An 18391-nucleotide genomic window follows, 5' to 3' on the forward strand; every position below is an offset into this window, starting at 1 on the left:
GAGGCTTGGCCGTAAGCGGCCTATCCGCTTCCGATCATGCAATGTCTCCAAGCGGAATGCGGCTCCGGCTCTGCGAAGCCGACGACCAGCGGCACAAACCGCTCTTACCAGTTCTCAAGCCCCTGGGATTGCCCGAAGGTGGTCGAGCGTTCCGCCCGAAATACATTGGCCTGGAGGCCGGCGATCCACTGACGGCCGCTCACCGTCACCTCCAAGTACTTTAGCGCACTCCCCAGATGCGAGGATACGCTCTGCCAAAAGAACTCGGGGTAGCGTTCGACCAGATCGGCAGGCGATGTGTAGCCCAGGGTGGCATTCGTCCCGGCCTCCTCGAACTCGTGGAATAGCGCATTGACTTTACGGAGGTAGAGGAGGTCGCCCATCTGCCCGATCAGATCCGCCGCCCGGACCAGGCAGGCCTCATCGTCCGAACGGCTGTCGGAATTGCTGGGCTTGGCGGGAAAGCGGGTTTGCTCGATGGCACGCATGACGCGGTTCGCGTCCAGGATTTCCGATTGGCCAAATCGCGCGGCGACAAACAACTTGGACCGGTCGACGTGGTAGGCGGTCAGCGCCGCGTCCGAGGCGCCGCGCGGCAGCACGATGCGGTGGCCCGCATCGTCGATGATATATCCCTTCACAGGGCAATCGCCTTTCAGAACGCCTCGAACGTATCCGATGTCATGAAAGAGACAGGCGGCCAGCAAATGTGCCCAATCTTCGGGCGAAGTGAACTCTAGCAGAGTTTTGCCGCGCAAGATGTCGAGGCCGACCTGCGTAACGAGCAGGGTGTGCTCTAGGTCGTGGTAGAGCGCGTCAGAGTTCCCTAAGCACTCAAGGGCAAGGCGCGCAGCGGCGCCGACCCTCTCGGCCAAGGGTGCTTGGCTGGAGCCGAACGTGCTCTGGAGTTCGGTCGCTAGGTGGTCGCCGAGTGCTCGTGAAGCAAGATGAGCGGTGGTAATCATGTTGGGCGCTCCAGTCGCATAAGCTTGCAGTTTTTGCACCCGCTGCTTGATCTTACGAGACACGGCCGTCGGTCGGTTAGGGTTTTTCGAAAGATTTTCGGGTCCGCTGCTCACTAAGGCGGCGGTCCGTATTTCCACCGTTCATTTCGGGGTCTGACCGACTGGCTTTGGACCGAACTGATTGAGAGGATTGGCCGGGACTAGAGGAGCTTGAGACGAAGCGAGCAGGGCGGCTCTCCCGCGGACGGCGGACCTTCGCCGACTGAATGTCATGGAGCGTCTTCTCGCCCGCCTGTTATAGGGCGGTGTTGCATGCGATCAGAGGTGCCCAGTTCGATCAAGCCACCCTGGCTTATCCTGGGTTAAGTGCGTCGCTCGCGCCGACTCGGCGTTCAAACAGAGGGGGGGCTCATGTCCTCTTCTGTGGCAGCAGCCTCGCCTGGACCTTCAGGTCGGCCGGCCGGAACCGAAGATCCCAGCGCGAACAGGAAGCCGTTCCCTGTGGCCTTGGGCCGTCCAGGGGTTGGGCAGGCGATTTACGCCGCCCTTGTCGATCTCGGTGCCGATCCCGACGACCTTCTTGCCGAACTGGGGCTTGATCCCGGGTTCTTCGACGGCGGCGCGCCCGTCCCATATGCGGACCTCGGCTGCCTGATCACCCTCGGGGCCGAGCGGACGAACTGCCCTCATCTCGGGCTGCTCATCGGCCAGCGCGCCACCCTGGCTTCGCTGGGGCAGCTTGGCCTGTTGATGCGTCACTCGGACACTATCGGCGGCGCTTTGCGGGTTCTCGAAGCGTACTCTTACACGCAGAACTGGGGCGCAGTGATCGGGCTTGGCACCCGCAGCGGCACTACCGTCCTCAGCTACGCCCCTTATGGTCCGGAAGCCGAGAGCGCTGCCATCCATTCGGAGAGAGCGCTCGCCACAATGACCAACGCCCTTCGGGCGCTGTGTGGGTCTGGGTGGGCTCCAGAGGAGGTCCTGCTGCCGCACTCCAAGCCCCGCGACACGCTCGTCTATGACCACTTTTTCCGAGCGCCCGTCCGATTCGATCAAGAGATGGCTGCGTTGGTGTTCTCGGCCGAACTTCTTGAGCAGCGTATCGCCGGTTCAGACCCGATTGTCCGCCAGAGGGCAGAGGACCGCCTCTGCCCTCTTGGGAGCGATCAGTCGTCCAACTTGACGGATGAGCTTCGCCGCTACCTCCGGACCCAGGTGACCCGACAGCGCTGTCATGCGGAGCGCGTGGCGCGCATACGGCTGATTACGCCACGCACCTTGTGCCGCCGGCTGAAAGCCCAGGGAACGACCTTCACAAGGCTTGCTGACGAGGCGCAGTTCCAAGTGACCAAGCAGCTCTTGGCCGACACCCGAGTCAGCGTGACGGAGATTTCGGCGGTGTTGAATTTCTCCGAGCCTGCCGCCTTCACCCATGCTTTCCGGCGCCGGTCGGGCATGACGCCGAGTGCGTGGCGGCGCGAGAACCAGCCGGTCGAAACAGCTCGGCTCCCGAATGCTCAGAACTCGCCGAGACAGCCGAGCTCATCATCCCAAGCGAGCAAGCCGTGTAGGACAGTCAAAGAGGCTGATGCGCCATCGGAGAAGATCTCGATGAGAACCGCGCATGTCACGGGAGCCGCTGTGCTCGGGCTCGGCCTCGCAATCCTGTCTGAGGTGCCCAACGCATGGGCGGTTCAGGCCAGCCTGCCGGAATATCAGGGCGCCTGGGTCTTAGCTCGACTTTGGCCAATCGGAGGGGTCGTCGAGGATGTGAGGTGACGAAGCGGGTGTGACGGATAGGCTGGTGGCGTCCCCGCCAAGAGACACCGCCATGCTGGACCTGCCCACCCGCTTCGCCGGGATCATCCTGGCGTTCGCGCCGCTGTTCGTCCACCGCTCGTGGCGCCATGCTCAGCTTCTGCTGATCGGCGCGATCCTGACGCCGGGCCGCCGCACGGTGGCGAGTGTCCTACGCATCATGGGCCGCGCGCAGGAGCGGCGGTTCGTGAACGCCCACCGCATCCTCAACCGGGCGGCGTGGTGCCCGCGCAGCGGCAGCCGCATTTTGCTCGGGCTCCTCGTCGACGCGTTCGCGCAACGCGGCCCCGTGGTCCTGGGACTGGACGACACGATCGAGCGACGCCGCGGCAAGCGGATCGCCGCCAAGGGCATCTACCGTGATCCGGTTCGCTCCTCCGACAGCCATTTCGTCAAGGCGAGCGGGCTGCGCTGGATGAGCCTGATGTTGCTCGCCCCGATCCCCTGGACGGGGCGCGTCTGGGCGCTGCCGTTCCTGACCGCGCTGGTGCCATCAGAGCGCGCCTGTCGCGTCCGGGGCCGTCGGCACAAGCCGTTGCTCGACGTTGGACGCCAACTTGCCCTCCAGGCCCGCCGCTGGCTGCGCGCACGCGACCTCGTGGTGGTGGGCGACAGCGGCTTCTCGGCCTTGCTCTTCCTCGACGCGATGCGCCGCGCCCGCATCACGGCGATCACCCGCCTGCGGCTCGACGCAGCGCTCTACGATCCCGCCCCGCCGCGGCCGCCCGGCACGATCGGGCGCCCGCGGACCAAAGGCGCTCGGCGGCCGACGCTCGCCGCGACCCTCGCGGCCAAGGACACGCGCTGGCACGCGGTCGTGGTGCCGGGCTGGTACGGGGCGGGCGAGCGCACGATCGAGATCGCCTCGGACACCGCGGTGTGGCGGCACGGCGGTCTGCCGGTCGTGCCGATCCGCTGGGTACTCATCCGCGATCCCAAGGCACGCTTCCCGCCCCAGGCCCTGCTCTGCACTGATCCGACGCGCGAGCCCACGCAGATCGTGGGGTGGTTCGTGCGGCGCTGGACCGTCGAGGTCACCTTCCAGGAAGTGCGCGCTCATCTCGGCGTCGAGACGCAGCGGCAGTGGTCCGACACGGCAATTGCCCGCACCACACCCTGCCTGCTCGCCCTGTTCTCGATCGTCACGCTGCTGGCTGCACGGCTCCCGGCCCGCCAACGGCGACGGATCGCTGCCGCCGCGTGGTACCCCAAACCGCGCCCGACCTTCGCCGATGCCCTGGCCGTCGTGCGCTGTGCGATCTGGCGCGAGCGGACTTTGGCAACATCACCGCGCCGATCCGCCCGAACAAAACCCCGCTTCCGCTTGCCAGCGTCCTGGGCCTACGCTCTCTGCCACGCCGCATGAATGGCCAAAGTCGAGCTTAGAGGGACGCGACTGCGCGGATGTCTATGCCTCCGACGGAAAGGCGACGGCGTTCAAGAAGCCGGTCGATATCTTCGCGCCCGCCTTCATCGTCCCCGGCAAGCGCCTGAGAACCCCGATGGCCTCATGCCAGATCAAATCGGTCCGACCAACCGGGGACCGTCAGCTTCTTCTCCTCGACTGCACGAATGCCGTGGCTGGTAACGAGGTCAGGGTCCTGATGGCGCCTGCGAGCGGGGCTCTCAAGCGCTACTACAATGATCAGGATACGACAGGGATCGGCTACCAGCGCTGCTCGCGATGAGGCGCGAGAGATCAGGTTGACGGCCCCTTGGAGTTCGACCTCCGTTTCGGAGAGCCCGACCGCGCCTTCTGTGCGGCGGCAATGGGCGCAAGGCTGAATGTCGGCTTTCCGGCGGCAGGCCAAAGTCAGCTCACCACCCATGCACGAACCCGCTTCGCGGGAGGGACCTTGAGGCACGGTTGAGGGCAAGTAACGAGAATCGATGAACAGTTGAGCGGGTCCGGGCGGGGCTCCGAGCATGAAGTGGCACCTTCATCCCGGAGTAGACCCCGATGCCCCAACCGACCCCCTCGTCCATCAGCCCGCTACGCCAACGCATGCTCGAAGACATGAGCCTGCGCGGCCTGCGAGAGGAGACCCAGCGGGACTACATCCGCTTCGTGCGCAGCTTTGCGGCTTTCCTCAAGCGCTAGCCCGATAGCGCGACGGCCGAGGACATCCGGCGCTTTCAGGTCCATCAGGCCGAGAGCGGCGTGCAGCCGCCCACCGTCAACAGCTCGGTGTCGGCGCTGCGCTTCCTCTTCACCGTCACGCTCGACCGGCCGGATCTGGCGCGCCGCTTCGTCCTGGTCCGTCAGGCCCGCAAGCTCCCGAACGTGCTGAGCGTCGAGGAGGTCAGTCGGCTGCTCGAAGCGGTGCCGGGGCTGAAGGACAAGGCCGCGCTCGGCACCGCCTACGGCGCGGGCCTGCGCGTCTCGGAAGTCGCCGCCCTCAAGGTCGACGACATCGACAGCACCCGCATGCTGATCCGGGTCGAGCAGGGCAAGGGCCGCAAGGACCACAACGCCATGCTGTCCCCGCAGCTGCTGGGGCTGCTCCGGCTGTGGTGGCGGGAAGGCCGGCGCCGCAACCTCATGCTGCCGCACGGGTGGCTGTTCCCAGGCCGGAACTCCGTCGCGCCGATCTCGACGCGCCAGATCAACCGCGCCATTCACGAGGCCGCGGACGCCGCCGGCCTGCGCAAGCGGGTGACGCCCCATACGCTGCGCCACAGCTTCGCCACCCATCTTCTCGAACAGGAGGTCGACATCCGCGTCATCCAGGTCCTGCTCGGCCATGCCAAGCTCGACACCACCGCGCTCTATGCCCGGGTCGCGACCAAGACGATCCGCGCCGTCACCAGCCCGCTGGAGCGTCTCGCGTTGCTGATGGAAGGTCAGAGCAGGAGCGGCTGACCCGGCGTGCGACCCGCGCTCGAGGTCGCCGACATCTTCCGCGCCGCTGGTCCGGCCTATCGGGCGGCCCGGGCCGGGCATCTGAGCCTGCACCAGCGCAAGGTATGGCGGCGATCGAGACCTGCCGCACCGCCGCGCTGGGCGGCCACGTCGAAGGCTGCGAGGCCTGCGGCCACACCCGCATCGCCTACAATTCTTGGTCCGCAACCGGCACTGCCCCAAGTGCCAGGGCGCGGCGGCCCGCACGTGGCTGGCTGCGCGCGAGGCCGACCTCCTGCCGGTCGGCTACTTCCACGTGGTCTTCACCCTGCCCGCCGAGGTCGCCGACATCGCCTTCCAGAACAAGGCCGCCGTCTACGACCTGCTGTTCCGGGCGGCCTCCGAGACGATGCTGACCATCGCCGCCGACCCGAAGCATCTCGGTGCACGCATCTGGCGGACCGCCGTGCTCCACACCTGGGGCTCGGCCATGACGCACCATCCGCACGTCCACATGATCGTGCCCGGCGGCGGCCTCGCGCGCGACGGGAGCCGCTGGATCTCAGCAAAGCCCGGCTTCCTGCTGCCGGTGCGCGTCCTCGCCAAGCTGTTCCGGCGGCTGTTCCTGGCCGGGCTCACCGCCCTGCACGCGGCCGGACGGCTCGCCGCCTTCGGCAGCCTGGCGCCCCTGGCCGAGCGCCGCGCCTTCCTGCGCCACCTGGCACCGGTCCGGACGAAGCGCTGGATCGTCTACGCCAAGCCGCCGTTTGCCGGGCCCGAGGCCGTGCTGGCCTACCTGTCGCGCTACACTCACCGCGTCGCCATCTCGAACCGACGGCTGGTCGGCTTCAACGAGGCCGGCGTCACCTTCCGCTACAAGGACTACCGCCGCGATGGAGCCGATCGGCAGAAGGTTATGACCCTGACGGATTGCGCGGTGGCGGCGTCGGCAGAAGGCTGTTGACCGCCGCTGTGGACTTCTGCGAGCGGCAGGCCTTCGACGCCGTCCACCTTTGGACGTTCCAGGGCCTACATGCCGCCCGTCACCTGTACGAGTCGCACGGCTTCCGGCTTGTAGAGGAGCGGCCGGGACAGCAATGGGGGGTAGAGGTGCTGGAGCAACGTTTCGCCCGGCCGACCACGCGGGCGGGCTGACCCTCAGACGCAACGGCGCTCAATGGGCGGCGTTTTCGCCTGACTTGGGTCGGAAGCGGAGCGTTCGCTGTTCCGGCGGCCCTTCTCTGAAGCGGGCGGACCGGAATCGGCCAGCTCCTGCTAGCGTCAAGGGGTAGCTGAACGCCTTGGATGGGTGGATTTCCGCCCGACCGCTTCCGGAGGGCGGATGCATCAAAGCAGGCTTACTCAGGAGATGCGCTGTCCTGTTGTTCGCGCGGTGAGTGCCCGACGATGCGGGAGAACACCCGCGAAAACGCAGCGGGGCTGTCGTAGCCGACCTCCGCGGCCACGCTCTTGACAGACTTGCCCTTGGCGAGGCGCTGGCGCGCCACTGTCATCCGCCAGAGCGTGAGATAGTCGATCGGTGTCCGGCCGACAACGACGCGGAAGCGCTCCGCGAAACGGGTGCGCGACATGCCGGCCACCTCGGCGAGGTTCTCGAGGGACCAAGGCTTGCCCGGCGCCTCGTGCAGCGCGGTGAGCGCACGCGCCAGCCGGGTGTCGGCGAGCCCCGCGAGGACGCCGCCGTCGACGAGACCGCTCCTCACCACGTGCCGCACGATCAGTATCAGGAGGTAATCGAACAGCCGGTCGAGCGCCGTCTGCCGGCCGTCGCCCTCCGCGAAGGCCTCGTCGACGATCAGGTCGCAGGTCGGCCCGAGCGCGGGATGGCTGGCGAGCGGCAGCACCACGAGCGCCGGCAGCCCCTCGCCGATCGGGCTGCCCGCTTCGCCGCCGAGGTCGACGGCAGCGCAGGCAAGGTCGGCGCCACGCTCGGGGTCGACGAGAAAGCGGTGGGTGCGGCTGCGCGGGAAGAACAGCAGCGTCGGCTCTGAGAGCATAAGGTCGGGCTCGCCACGTTGCGCGAGCGTCAGCGTGCCGGCGTTGAGGAAGTGCAGGTGGCCGCCTTCGGCGAATTCTACCGCCTGGCATAGGTTGCCCGTGAAGAAGGTCCGCGCGGTGGGCGTGGCGTGGGCGAAGAGGGCGGCGAGGTGATCCATCGGGACGATCGGCAACGTTCTCGGGACCTACGCTACCGCGTCGTTCGGCACAGAGCGGGCGTGCAAGCCGCACAAACCAAGACGAGGATCTCGCCGATGCCCCGTATCGCTCCCATCGACACCGCCCATGCCGCCGCCGAAGTCCAGGCGACGCTCTCGGCCGTGAAGGCCAAGATCGGCATGGTGCCGAACCTGTTCACCACCTTCGCCCAATCGCCCGCCGTGCTGAAGGGCTATCTCGGCTTTTCCGACGCGCTCGCCCACGGCGCGCTGACAGGCAAGCAGCGCGAGATCATCTCGCTCGCGGTCGCCCAGGCGAACGGCTGCCACTACTGCCTCTCGGCCCACACGCTGATGGGTAAGGGCGCCGGCCTCTCCCCCGAAGGCATCGCCGCGGCCCGCCGTGGCAATGCGCAGGACCCTCGAGACAACGCGGTCGCGACATTCGCCCGCCGCGTGGTGGAGACGAAGGGTCAGGTGACCGACGCGGACGTCGCTTCGGCGCGTTCCGCCGGGCTCGACGACGCCCGCCTCATCGAGGTGATCGCGAACGTCGCGCTGAATGTGCTCACCAACTTCACCAACAACGTCGCCCACACCGACATCGACTTCCCCAAGGTCGACGTCGCGCTCTCGGCCTGATCCGCTGCTGGCGCGGCGTCTAGAGCGTGTTATGAACCCCTGATGCGGCTGTGCGTTTCCGAGGATGAGCTTGGAACGCGCCGCCTACCCGTCCGACGTCAGCGATGAAGAGTGGGCGCTTGTGGCGCCCTATCTGGCGCTGCTGCGGGAGAGTTCGGGGCAGCGTGACCACGACCTGCGCGAGGTGTTCAACGGGCTTCGGTTCATCGTGAAGACGGGCGCCCCGTGGCGGTTCATGCCGCACGACCTGCCGCCGTGGGCGGCCGTGTATCAGCAGACGCAGCGCTGGCTTTCGGCGGAGTGCTTTACCGATGTCGCGGGGGATCTGCGGGCGGTGCTGCGGATGGCGGGGGATCGGGAGCCGGAGCCGTCTGCGGTGATCCTGGACAGTCGGACGTTGCGGTCCTCGCCCGAGAGCGGCGAGCGAGCGGGCTACGATGGGGCCAAGCGCAAACGAGGTTCGAAGGTGCATCTGGCGGTCGACACGCCCGGGCACGTGGTGGCGCTGCATGTCACCCCGGCCGATGCCGACGATCGCGGCGAGGTGGATCGTCTAACCGGCGCGGTGCAGGCGGAAACGGACGGGAGCGTCGAGACGGGCTTTGTCGACCAAGGCTACACCGGCGACCGGGCGGCGGACGCGGCTCAGGCGCACGGCATCGCCTTAGAAGTGGTCAAAGCGCCCGAAGCCAAGCGCGGGTTCGTGCTGCTGCCGCGCCGTTGGGTGGTCGAGCGATCCTTCGCCTGGGCGACGCGTTGTCGGCGCTTGGTCAAGGATTACGAGCGTTATGCCACAACGTTGGCAGGGCTTCACATGATCGCCTTCGTTTGCCTCATGTTGAAACAGGCCGAACGACTGATGACAGGTTCATAACACGCTCTAGCCGGATGCCGCGCCTGCTCTTCCCCAGCCAGCCACTGCGGCGCCTCGCCCCGTCGAGCTCCGCGAACCAATAGGAGAGAGTCACCAACCTCCGTTTCGTCACCAAGACCGTTCACGCTTACCTCGACTATCCGGTCGCGTTGAGCCTGGTGATCACGCCGTTGCGGCCTTCGCACTGACCTTCCTAACCGACCACAAGACCGGCGTGATCCGCGTGCGGCCCTACTGGCTTCATGTGGCGGTGGATCGCCCGGTCGGCATCTCCTTCATCGTCGCACCGTTCGTGCTCGGCTTCGAGGGCCTCGAAGCGATCTACTACTGGGCCAACGGCGCCGCGGTGCTGCTGGTGACGTTCGTCCTGAACGCGCCCGAGACCAAGGACCGCGCTCCGGTTCTCGCCGACGCTTGAGCTCCGGATGACCAGTCCTGAGGCGGCTGGACGCAGGCTCGGCCGCCTTTTCATTCGCCTGGATCATCCTCGGGTGGGTTAGGCCGATGCGCAGGCGGAGAGGAGCCGGACATGACGACCGCCATGGACGCGCGGCTCGTCGAGGCGCGTCGGTGGGTTGTCTGTGTGCTGCACATACCGCGGGGATCCGCTGTCGATCGTGCAAGCGGGTGCAGGCGGCTGACTGCCCGCTTCTCCGGCGTACTTACGGCAAAGCGGATCAGCGGCTTTCGTGAAGAGTTTCGGGCGCCGGGAGGCGTACGAAAGTCCCCGAAGAACGAACCCGCGGGGACCGAGGCGCTCGGCTATGGGGATTGTGCGATCCGGCCTGATGGCGCGGGCGGGCGCGGCGCTTGGTGGAGGCGGCGCGGCGGTCGGCTGGGCTGGGAGGATGGCTGGCCGAGGGTGGTCGGGGCGCTGATCGACCGGTCTCGGCCCGGGTCGGGCGACCAAGAGCACTGCTCGCCCCGGCCTGCGCACAACGATCCTCCGCCCGCGGCGCGAAGGCCCCCGGCGTGGTGGTGGCTGATGGCGTGCCGGGTCATGCCGCTCTCATCCCGGTCGGGGTGGATGCGGTCGGCGGGCCGCGCGGCTGCATGAAGCGGCCGAAGATCTCGACGACCGTCATGCGTCCGCCGCAGCACCGACAGGGGGTCAGACGGTCGGGCGGCGCCGTGGGCTCGGGCGAGATCACCGGCGGCGGGACGGCGAGCAGGTTGCGGATGCGGGCGAGGTTGGCCCGGCGGCCGGTGCTGGCGAGCAGACCGTAGTGGCGGATGCGATGGAAGCCTTTGGGTAGGACGTGCAGCAGGAAGCGGCGGATGAACTCGTCCGTGCCCAGGGTCGTGATGCCGTAGCGCTCGGGCCCGTCGCGGCGGTAGTCCTTGGTGCGGAAGGTGACGCCGGCCCCGTCGAAGGCGACCAGCCGTCGGTTCGAGATCGCCACGCGGTGGGTGTAGCGCGACAGGTAGGCCAGCACCGCCGCGGGACCGGCGAAGGGTGGTTTGGCGTAGACGACCCAGCGCTTGGTCCGGACCGGTGCGAGGTGCCGCAGGAAGGCGCGGCGCTCGGTCAGCAGGGCCAGACTGCCGAAGAAGGCGAGCCGACCGGCCTCGTGCAGGGCGGTGAGCCCCGTCAGGAACAGGCGGCGGAACAGCTTGGCCAGCACCCGCACCGGCAGGAGGAAGGCCGGGCGCGAGGACACCCAGCGCGCGCCGTCCATCGAGAGCCCGCCGCCCGGCACGATCATGTGGACGTGCGGATGGTGCGTCATGGCCGAGCCCCAGGTGTGGAGCACGGCGGTCAGCCCGATGCGGGCCCCGAGGTGCGTCGGGTCGGCGGCGATGGTCAGCATCGTCTCGGAGGCGGCCCGGAACAGCAGGTCGTAGACCGCAGCCTTGTTGTGGAAGGCGATGGCGGCGATCTCGGCCGGCAGGGTGAAGACGACGTGGAAGTAGCCCACCGGCAGCAGGTCGGCCTCGCGCGCGGCGAGCCACGTGCGCGCGGCCGCGCCCTGGCACTTGGGGCAGTGCCGGTTGCGGCACGAGTTGTAGGCGATCCGCCGGTGGCCGCAGCCGTCGCAGGCCTCGACGTGCCCGCCCAGCGCGGCGGTGCGGCACTGCTCGATCGCCGCCATGACCTTGAGTTGGGCGAGGCTGACGTGACCGGCCTGGGCCGCCCGGTAGCCGGCGCCCGCGGCCCGGAAGATGTCGGCCACCTCCAGCGTGGAGGCCGGCACGGGGCGTCAGCCGCCGGGCGCGATCTCCCCGATCCGGAACAGCCCGAGCTTGTCGAGCGGACTGGTCACGGTGCGGACCGTGCGGGTGGCGACCTTGGTGTAGAAGGCGGTGTTCTCCAGCTTGGCGTGGCCGAGCAGGACCTGGATCACCCGGATGTCGATGCCGTCCTCCAAGAGGTGGGTAGCAAAGCTGTGGCGCAGGGTGTGCGGGCCCACCCGCTTGGCGATGTCGGCCGCCCGGGCCGCCTCGACGACGATGCGGTGGAGGTGGCGAGTGCTGATCGGCTTCATCGGATGCTGGCCCGGGAACAGCCAGCCGTCACGCTGCATGACGCCCTGCTGGCGTCCGACCTTCCACCACTGGCGCAGCAGGGTGAGCAGGTCCGCCGGGAGCAGCGCGTTGCGGTATCGTCCGCCCTTGCCGCGCTCGACCCGGATGAGCATGCGCGCGCTGTCGATGTCGATGACTTTGAGCGCTGCGACCTCGGCCACGCGCAGGCCGGCGCCGTAGGCCACCGACAGAGCAGCCTGATGCTTGAGGCAGGTGGTGGCGTCGAGCAGCCGGGTGACCTCGTCGCGGCTGAGCACCACCGGCAGCGTGAGCGGATAGGCGAGCCGGACGAGCTGGCGCGCGAGGTCGGGCCGGTCGAGGGTGTGGGTGAAGAAGAAGCGCAACGCCGAGACGATGGCGTTGAGGGTCGGCACCGGCACGCCGGCCTCGCGCTGCTCGACCTGGAAGCGGCGCAGGTCCTCCGCGGTGGCCGTGTCGGGCCGGCGCCCGAGGAAGGTGGCGAGGCGGCCGACGTCGCGGATGTAGTTGCGCTGGGTCGCGTGCGAGAACCGGCGCAGGCTCATGTCGTCGATCAGGCGCTGGCGCAGGGGGCTGACCGCGCGGGCGGGGAGAAGATCGTGCATCGTGGGGCTCCGCGGATGAAGGAGCCGCGATGCTCGGCCCGCCGCCGACGGGCCTCAAACGAGGCGCGACGGTCCCGACCCTCCCGCGCCCTCACCACACGCACCCTCCCGCGCAGCGGGTTCGTTCATCGGCCATTCTCGGTCGTCCCGGCGCCAATCAGATTGCCGGCAATCAGACCGTCCGAAAGCCTGGTCGGAAGCAGCCCCTCGCTACGGATACCAAGCATTGATTTCCGGCCGGTAGCCGCGCCGGAGAGCGACCTTACTCGGAAGCCACCATGTCCTTTCCACGAGAACTTCATCAGACGACGGTACGCCGAACGCGAAGCTAAATGCCGAACTTCCGGCACTCGATCCGCTTCCGACCTCGCGCCCTCATCCGGGCGCTCCGCAATCTGAGGTAGTACGTTCGGAGGCAGACTTCGCGGCCGTCACGAAGGAACGATCGACCGGGACTATTGCGCGATCGTGCATCGGGCCGAGGCCGGCGGGTTTGGTGCACCGTTCCATCAGGTCTGGACGGCCAAAAGGAACAGGGCAATCCATTGCCAGGCAATCGATACCGCGGCACGGGAGGGCACCGGAAGGAACCGGAAAGGAGCGGAGGCCGCACTTCGACCGCCGCTCCAGGCTGGGCCGCGATGTGCAGCGCCGGAGTCGAGCGAGTCGGCCCTAATAGAAAGTTTGGTTTTCTCCCCTCTGAGAACGGGCCAAAACGGAGGTTTTGGCAATGGTTTTGGCAATGAAATGCCGAGGGTCCGCGATGGCGTGCCGACGCCAGGGTTCGGGACCCGCATCGCGGCTCGTGGTACGATGTGAAGGAGTGCGCCGGCCGGCCCACCGGACGCCGCCGTACCGGCTCCGGAAAGCCCGTGCGATCCCCTCCCGCAACCTGGACTTGTACGCCGGTTCGGATCCGGGCGCGCGGTCGGGATTGCCGCACCACGTCCTCGTTCGGTCGTGACAGGCGCATTTCCGGATCGCCGCGCATGCCTGGGGCCGAGCCGATGGCCGCACCATACCGCTTCGACGGAAGCCAAGGACGCCCTCCCCGCCCTGCCGCCTACGCTCGGAACCAGCGCGGCGCACAGCTGTCGCCGCCGTGCACGACGGACTTCCGTCGGACGACGGTCGAAGCAGCATCGCCTTTGGCCGCGCCATCCCGCCTTCTCAAAGCTCAAGGCGCTCCTGCGCAGCGCGGCGGCCCGCAGGGTCAGCAATCTCCGGGCGGCGATCCAAAAAGCCTTCACGCGCTTCTCGCCTGAGGAGTGCCGCAACCACTTCGCGGCGTCCGGCTACGAGGATGACGCCTATGCTACAAGCTGATCGGGGCGCGCTCTAGCCCGCACACGTTCGATTGGGGCCGCTACCGGAGGCCGATCATCGCCACGGCGAGCAATTGGCGGAGCACCCATCCCACAAGCCGTACGGACACGGCCTACTCGCCCGAGCAGGAGCTGCTTTCCGGAGGAGTGTTGATCTAAATCACAGAAGATATCGAGCGTGCCCCCATATAGAGGTCGCCGCAGAATCCAGATTGGCCTGCAGCCTGAGCCAGCCATGAAAGCTGCGCGTTCACGGGTCACTCCATTCTTCTCTCGATGAACTGGAGTGCCACTTGGATTAAGAGACCCGCGCATGAATTTCGAGAAGTACACCGAGCGCGCCCGCGGCTTCGTGCAGGCGGCTCAGAATCTCGCGATGCGCGAGGGGCATCCCCAGCTTCAGCCGGGCCACCTGCTCAAGGTGTTGCTCGACGATCCGGAAGGCCTCTGCGCCGGCCTGATCGACCGCGCGGGCGGACAGTCGCGCGTGGCGCTCGCACAGACCGAGCAGTGGCTCGCCAAGCAGCCGAAAGTGTCCGGCAACGCGGCCGCCCCGCAGGCGACGCGCGAGCTGATGCGCCTGTTCGACACCGCCGAGAAGGCCGCCGAGAAGGCGGGCGATTCCTACGTCACGGTCGAGCGGCTGCTCCTCGCCCTGGCGGTGGAGAAGGATTCCGAGGCCGGCCGCGCGCTCCAGGCGGCGGGCGTCACCCCCGCCTCGCTGAACGCCGCGATCAACGCGCTGCGCAAGGGGCGCACCGCCGACAACGCCTCGGCCGAGAACGCCTACGACGCGCTCAAGAAATATGCCCGCGACCTCACCGAGGCCGCCCGGGACGGCAAGCTCGACCCGGTGATCGGCCGCGACGAGGAGATCCGGCGGACCATCCAGGTCCTGTCCCGGCGCACCAAGAACAACCCGGTCCTCATCGGCGAGCCCGGCGTCGGCAAGACCGCGATCGTCGAGGGTCTGGCGCTACGCATCGTCAACGGCGACGTGCCCGAGTCCCTGCGGGACAAGAGTCTCCTCGCCCTCGACATGGGCGCGCTGATCGCCGGCGCGAAGTACCGCGGCGAGTTCGAGGAGCGGCTGAAGGGCGTACTCTCCGAGGTCACGGCGGCCGAGGGTGGCATCATCCTGTTCATCGACGAGATGCACACGCTGGTCGGCGCCGGCAAGGCGGACGGGGCCATGGACGCCTCGAACCTGCTGAAGCCCGCGCTCGCCCGCGGCGAGTTGCACTGCGTCGGCGCGACTACCCTCGACGAGTACCGCAAGCACGTCGAGAAGGACGCGGCTCTGGCCCGGCGCTTCCAGCCGGTCTTCGTGTCGGAGCCGACCGTGGAGGACACGGTCTCGATCCTGCGCGGCCTGAAGGAGAAGTACGAGCAGCACCACGGCGTGCGCATCCAGGATTCCGCCCTGGTGGCGGCCGCGACGCTCTCGAACCGCTACATCACCGACCGCTTCCTGCCCGACAAGGCCATCGATCTGGTGGATGAGGCGGGCTCGCGCCTGCGCATGCAGGTGGATTCGAAGCCCGAGGAGCTCGACAACATCGATCGCGAGATCGTCCGGCTGAAGATCGAGGCCGAGGCGCTCAAGAAGGAGTCCGATTCCGCCTCCCGCGACCGGCTGGTCCGGCTGGAGAAGGAGCTCGGCGACCTGGAGGAGCGCTCGGCGGCGATCACCGCCCGCTGGAAGGCCGAGAAGGACAAGCTCGGCACCGCCGCGGGCCTGAAGAAGAAGCTCGACGAGGCCCGCAACGAGCTGGCCGCGGCGCAGCGCCAGGGGCAGTACCAGCGCGCGGGTGAGCTCGCCTACGGCGTCATCCCGGGCCTGGAGAAGCAGCTCGCCGAGATCGAGGCGAAGGCGGAGAACGGCCGCGACGCGATGATGGAGGAGGCGGTCACGCCCGCCCACGTCGCCGCGGTGGTCTCCCGCTGGACCGGCGTGCCGGTGGACAAGATGCTGGAGGGCGAGCGCGAGAAGCTGCTGGCCATGGAGGACGCGCTGTCGAAGCGCGTCGTCGGCCAGCGGGAGGCGGTGGAGGCGGTCTCGACCGCGGTCCGGCGCGCCCGCGCCGGCCTGCAGGATCCGAACCGGCCGATCGGCTCGTTCATGTTCCTGGGCCCGACCGGCGTTGGCAAGACCGAGCTGACCAAGGCGCTCGCCGGCTTCCTGTTCGACGACGACACGGCGCTCGTGCGCGTCGACATGTCCGAGTACATGGAGAAGCACGCGGTCGCCCGGCTGATCGGCGCGCCTCCGGGCTATGTCGGCTACGAGGAGGGCGGCGCCCTCACCGAGGCCGTGCGGCGGCGGCCCTATCAGGTCGTGCTGTTCGACGAGGTCGAGAAGGCGCATCCGGACGTGTTCAACGTCCTGCTGCAGGTTCTCGACGACGGGCGGCTCACCGACGGCCAGGGGCGGACGGTCGATTTCCGCAACACGCTGCTGATCATGACGTCGAATCTCGGGGCCGAGTACCTGGTGAACCAGCCTGCGGGCCAGGACACCGACGCGGTCCGCGGCGAGGTGATGGGCGTGGTCCGGAGCCACTTCCGGCCGGAATTCCTGAACCGGGTCGACGAGATCATCCTGTTCCACCGCCTCGCGCGGTCGGAGATGGGCACGATCGTCGAGATCCAGCTCGGGCGCCTGCAGAAGCTGCTCGACGACCGCAAGATCACCCTCGACGTGGACGAGGATGCCAAGAACTGGCTCGCCGACAAGGGCTACGACCCGGCCTACGGGGCGCGGCCGCTGAAGCGGGTTATCCAGAAGAACGTCCAGGATCCGCTGGCCGAGCTGGTCCTCTCCGGCAAGGTCCACGACGGCGAGACGGTGTCCGTGACGGTCGGGACAGCAGGTTTAATCATTGGTCGCGACCCGCCTGCATCGTCGATGCGACCGGGACTGGCCGCGTGAGAAGGCGGAATTTGTAACATTTGCGGGTGTGCGGCGCCGGTTTGGCAACCGCACGTTCGATGCCGCCTGGACCATTTCAGCACAGACCGCAGCCGGCTTCGCGAATCGGCGTGAGCAGGCTGCGGGCGGGCCAGTTCAGCAGGCCAACGCCGCGACGGCGTAGCGCTGTCGGTCGGGGAGCCCTGTTCTCATTTTCGCGTATCGGGCCTGCTCCTGAGGAAATCTCGACCAATGAGCGACGACCCTTACGAAGTGCTTGGGCTGACGCGGGACGCATCCGCCGAGGCAATCCAGAAGGCATTCCGCCGTCTCGCCAAAAAGCATCATCCCGACCTCAATCCGGGCAAAGCCACAGCCGCCGACGCATTCAAGCGCTTGTCTGCCGCCTACGAGATCCTGGGCGATTCCGAGAAGCGCGAACGCTTCGACCGTGGTGAGATCGACTCGTCCGGAGCGGAGCGACCTCACCCGCATTACTACCGCGACTTCGCCGAAGCCGGCGGAGAGCACCCCTACGCCTCTTCAGCCGGGTTTGAGGACATTCTCGGCGAAGACGACCTCCTTTCCGAACTCCTGCGCCGCGGCACGCGGACGAACGTCCGGATGCGCGGTGCGGACGTCCGGTTGCGGATGACGATCGACCTCCTCGAGGCGGTCAATGGCTCGACCAAACGGGTGACGCTTCCGGATGGAGCCGTGCTCGATCTCCCTATTCCTCCGGGTGCCGAGGACGGTCAGGTGCTTCGGCTCCGCGGCAAGGGCGAGCCCGGGTTCAACGGCGGCGCGCCAGGTGACGCCTACGTTGAGTTGGCGATACGGCCCCACCCCATCTTCCGCCGAGAGGGCGACGACCTCCGCCTGAATCTCCCGATCTCGCTTTCCGAGGCCGTACTCGGCGGCCGAATCGAGGTGCCGACGCCAACCGGGAAGGTCGCGATGACCCTGCCGAAGGGCTCCAATACCGGCCGGGTGATGCGCCTGCGGGGCAAAGGCGTGCCTCGGGCGGACGGGAGCCGCGGCGACCTGTACGTGGAACTCCGGGTCACCCTTCCGGAGAACGATCCCGACTTGACGGCCTTCGTCGAGCAATGGAGCGCCGGCAAGAACCACGACCCGCGCCGCGACATGGGAGCCGATCGATGACGCTCGATGAATTCTGCTTCGCGTCCGGGATCGGAAAGCCCACGCTGCAAATCTGGCTCGAGGAGGGCTGGCTCACGGCAGGAGGCATGCGGGAGCGCACCGTCGCACCCGCCCACTCCGAGGCAGAGTGCGTCCTTTCGGAGGTCGACCTCGCCCGCGCCCGCCTCATCCGTGACCTGATCGATGAGATGGGCGTCAACGCGCCCGGCATCGGCATCATCCTCGATCTTGTCGATCAGGTCCACGGACTCCGAGCCGCCCTGCGGCAGGCGTCCGGAGCGTACGCGGCACAGGTCAATGCCCTGCTCGCTGGAGATGCGTGACGGGCACCCGGCAAAAGTCCCGCGTCAGCGAGTGGCCTGAGCAAGCAGTCCGGATGACCGGCGACATGGGGACGTCTTACCGAAGTTAAGCTTCGATAGCATATCGCCTCATCATGCGCCGGCTGCTGAAGAACGGACCAATTCTGCTGATCGCTCTCTTCATGATACCTATCCAACTCGCACGGTCTTCGAAGAACGGGGGCAGAACGGTATTCTCCAGTTTAGAGTGGAGCTCGT

At 67.7% G+C, this 18391-nt stretch carries 12 protein-coding genes and 5 pseudogenes; 13 read left to right on the forward strand and 4 right to left on the reverse strand.

The window, feature by feature from the left end; genetic code table 11:
• Window positions 1–104: 104 nt before the first annotated feature.
• The gene (locus ACX9MN_RS08720; protein ID WP_408903610.1) at window positions 105–965 is read right to left on the reverse strand and encodes a metal-dependent phosphohydrolase; all 861 of its coding nucleotides are present in this window, start codon (window positions 963–965) and stop codon (window positions 105–107) included.
• A 501-nt stretch (window positions 966–1466) separates the two neighbouring features.
• Here ACX9MN_RS08720 and ACX9MN_RS08725 point away from each other — a divergent pair.
• The 6 genes and pseudogenes from ACX9MN_RS08725 to ACX9MN_RS08750 all read left to right on the forward strand — a co-directional run.
• Window positions 1467–2747, forward strand: coding sequence for an AraC family transcriptional regulator (locus ACX9MN_RS08725; RefSeq protein ID WP_408902964.1), 1281 nt, complete (start codon window positions 1467–1469; stop codon window positions 2745–2747).
• 52 nt (window positions 2748–2799) lie between these two features.
• Window positions 2800–4152 (forward strand): IS701 family transposase, encoded by a 1353-nt coding sequence (locus ACX9MN_RS08730; RefSeq protein ID WP_408902963.1) that lies wholly within the window; start codon window positions 2800–2802, stop codon window positions 4150–4152.
• 16 nt (window positions 4153–4168) lie between these two features.
• Window positions 4169–4474 (forward strand): annotated as a pseudogene (locus ACX9MN_RS08735) (hypothetical protein); the annotation flags it as partial.
• A 272-nt stretch (window positions 4475–4746) separates the two neighbouring features.
• Window positions 4747–5649 (forward strand): annotated as a pseudogene (locus ACX9MN_RS08740) (tyrosine-type recombinase/integrase).
• Window positions 5650–5655: 6 nt separating this feature from the next.
• Window positions 5656–6553, forward strand: a pseudogene (locus ACX9MN_RS08745) (IS91 family transposase); the annotation flags it as partial.
• Window positions 6553–6783, forward strand: a pseudogene (locus ACX9MN_RS08750) (GNAT family N-acetyltransferase); the annotation flags it as partial. The pseudogenes ACX9MN_RS08745 and ACX9MN_RS08750, both read left to right, overlap by 1 nt.
• A 203-nt stretch (window positions 6784–6986) precedes the next feature.
• Here the strand turns inward: ACX9MN_RS08750 and ACX9MN_RS08755 are convergent.
• Window positions 6987–7805, reverse strand: coding sequence for a helix-turn-helix transcriptional regulator (locus ACX9MN_RS08755; RefSeq protein ID WP_408902962.1), 819 nt, complete (start codon window positions 7803–7805; stop codon window positions 6987–6989).
• A gap of 60 nt (window positions 7806–7865) precedes the next feature.
• Here ACX9MN_RS08755 and ACX9MN_RS08760 point away from each other — a divergent pair, with 60 nt between their 5' ends.
• From ACX9MN_RS08760 to ACX9MN_RS08770, 3 genes are all read left to right on the forward strand, one after another.
• Window positions 7866–8447, forward strand: coding sequence for a carboxymuconolactone decarboxylase family protein (locus ACX9MN_RS08760; RefSeq protein ID WP_489724241.1), 582 nt, complete (start codon window positions 7866–7868; stop codon window positions 8445–8447).
• A gap of 64 nt (window positions 8448–8511) precedes the next feature.
• Window positions 8512–9321 carry an IS5 family transposase gene (locus tag ACX9MN_RS08765; RefSeq protein ID WP_408902960.1) on the forward strand — a complete coding sequence of 270 codons (810 nt, stop codon included), beginning with the start codon at window positions 8512–8514 and terminating at the stop codon, window positions 9319–9321.
• Between the two features lie 214 nt (window positions 9322–9535).
• A complete protein-coding gene (locus ACX9MN_RS08770) occupies window positions 9536–9739 on the forward strand; it encodes a hypothetical protein (RefSeq protein WP_408902959.1) in 204 nt (67 codons plus the stop codon).
• A 580-nt stretch (window positions 9740–10319) separates the two neighbouring features.
• On the opposite strand, the gene ACX9MN_RS08775 is transcribed toward ACX9MN_RS08770, so the two are convergent.
• Both ACX9MN_RS08775 and ACX9MN_RS08780 read right to left on the reverse strand, forming a co-directional pair.
• A complete protein-coding gene (locus tag ACX9MN_RS08775) occupies window positions 10320–11516 on the reverse strand; it encodes an IS91 family transposase (RefSeq protein ID WP_408902958.1) in 1197 nt (398 codons plus the stop codon).
• Between the two features lie 6 nt (window positions 11517–11522).
• Window positions 11523–12431 (reverse strand): tyrosine-type recombinase/integrase, encoded by a 909-nt coding sequence (locus tag ACX9MN_RS08780; RefSeq protein ID WP_408902957.1) that lies wholly within the window; start codon window positions 12429–12431, stop codon window positions 11523–11525.
• Window positions 12432–13583: 1152 nt separating this feature from the next.
• Between ACX9MN_RS08780 and ACX9MN_RS08785 the strand changes: the two are divergent.
• From ACX9MN_RS08785 to ACX9MN_RS08800, 4 genes and pseudogenes are all read left to right on the forward strand, one after another.
• Window positions 13584–13757: pseudogene (locus ACX9MN_RS08785) on the forward strand (IS630 family transposase); the annotation flags it as partial.
• A gap of 312 nt (window positions 13758–14069) precedes the next feature.
• The gene (clpB, locus tag ACX9MN_RS08790; RefSeq protein WP_489724242.1) at window positions 14070–16688 is read left to right on the forward strand and encodes an ATP-dependent chaperone ClpB; all 2619 of its coding nucleotides are present in this window, start codon (window positions 14070–14072) and stop codon (window positions 16686–16688) included.
• 231 nt (window positions 16689–16919) lie between these two features.
• Window positions 16920–17831: a DnaJ C-terminal domain-containing protein gene (locus tag ACX9MN_RS08795; protein ID WP_489724243.1), complete on the forward strand. Its 912-nt coding sequence runs from the start codon at window positions 16920–16922 to the stop codon at window positions 17829–17831.
• Window positions 17828–18154 (forward strand): chaperone modulator CbpM, encoded by a 327-nt coding sequence (locus ACX9MN_RS08800; protein WP_489724244.1) that lies wholly within the window; start codon window positions 17828–17830, stop codon window positions 18152–18154. Before ACX9MN_RS08795 ends, ACX9MN_RS08800 begins: the two co-directional genes overlap by 4 nt.
• Window positions 18155–18391 lie beyond the last annotated feature (237 nt).

The organism is Methylobacterium sp. 1A, from assembly GCF_058072805.1.

What these genes read in the sequence shown, in the direction of transcription:
- ACX9MN_RS08720 (WP_408903610.1), bottom strand. Translation starts at nt 965, where the DNA reads ATGATTACCACCGCTCATCTTGCTTCACGAGCACTCGGCGACCACCTA.
- clpB (WP_489724242.1), top strand. Translation starts at nt 14,070, where the DNA reads ATGAATTTCGAGAAGTACACCGAGCGCGCCCGCGGCTTCGTGCAGGCG.
- ACX9MN_RS08765 (WP_408902960.1), top strand. Translation starts at nt 8,512, where the DNA reads ATGAGCTTGGAACGCGCCGCCTACCCGTCCGACGTCAGCGATGAAGAG.
- ACX9MN_RS08795 (WP_489724243.1), top strand. Translation starts at nt 16,920, where the DNA reads ATGAGCGACGACCCTTACGAAGTGCTTGGGCTGACGCGGGACGCATCC.
- ACX9MN_RS08755 (WP_408902962.1), bottom strand. Translation starts at nt 7,805, where the DNA reads ATGGATCACCTCGCCGCCCTCTTCGCCCACGCCACGCCCACCGCGCGG.
- ACX9MN_RS08730 (WP_408902963.1), top strand. Translation starts at nt 2,800, where the DNA reads ATGCTGGACCTGCCCACCCGCTTCGCCGGGATCATCCTGGCGTTCGCG.
- ACX9MN_RS08780 (WP_408902957.1), bottom strand. Translation starts at nt 12,431, where the DNA reads ATGCACGATCTTCTCCCCGCCCGCGCGGTCAGCCCCCTGCGCCAGCGC.
- ACX9MN_RS08800 (WP_489724244.1), top strand. Translation starts at nt 17,828, where the DNA reads ATGACGCTCGATGAATTCTGCTTCGCGTCCGGGATCGGAAAGCCCACG.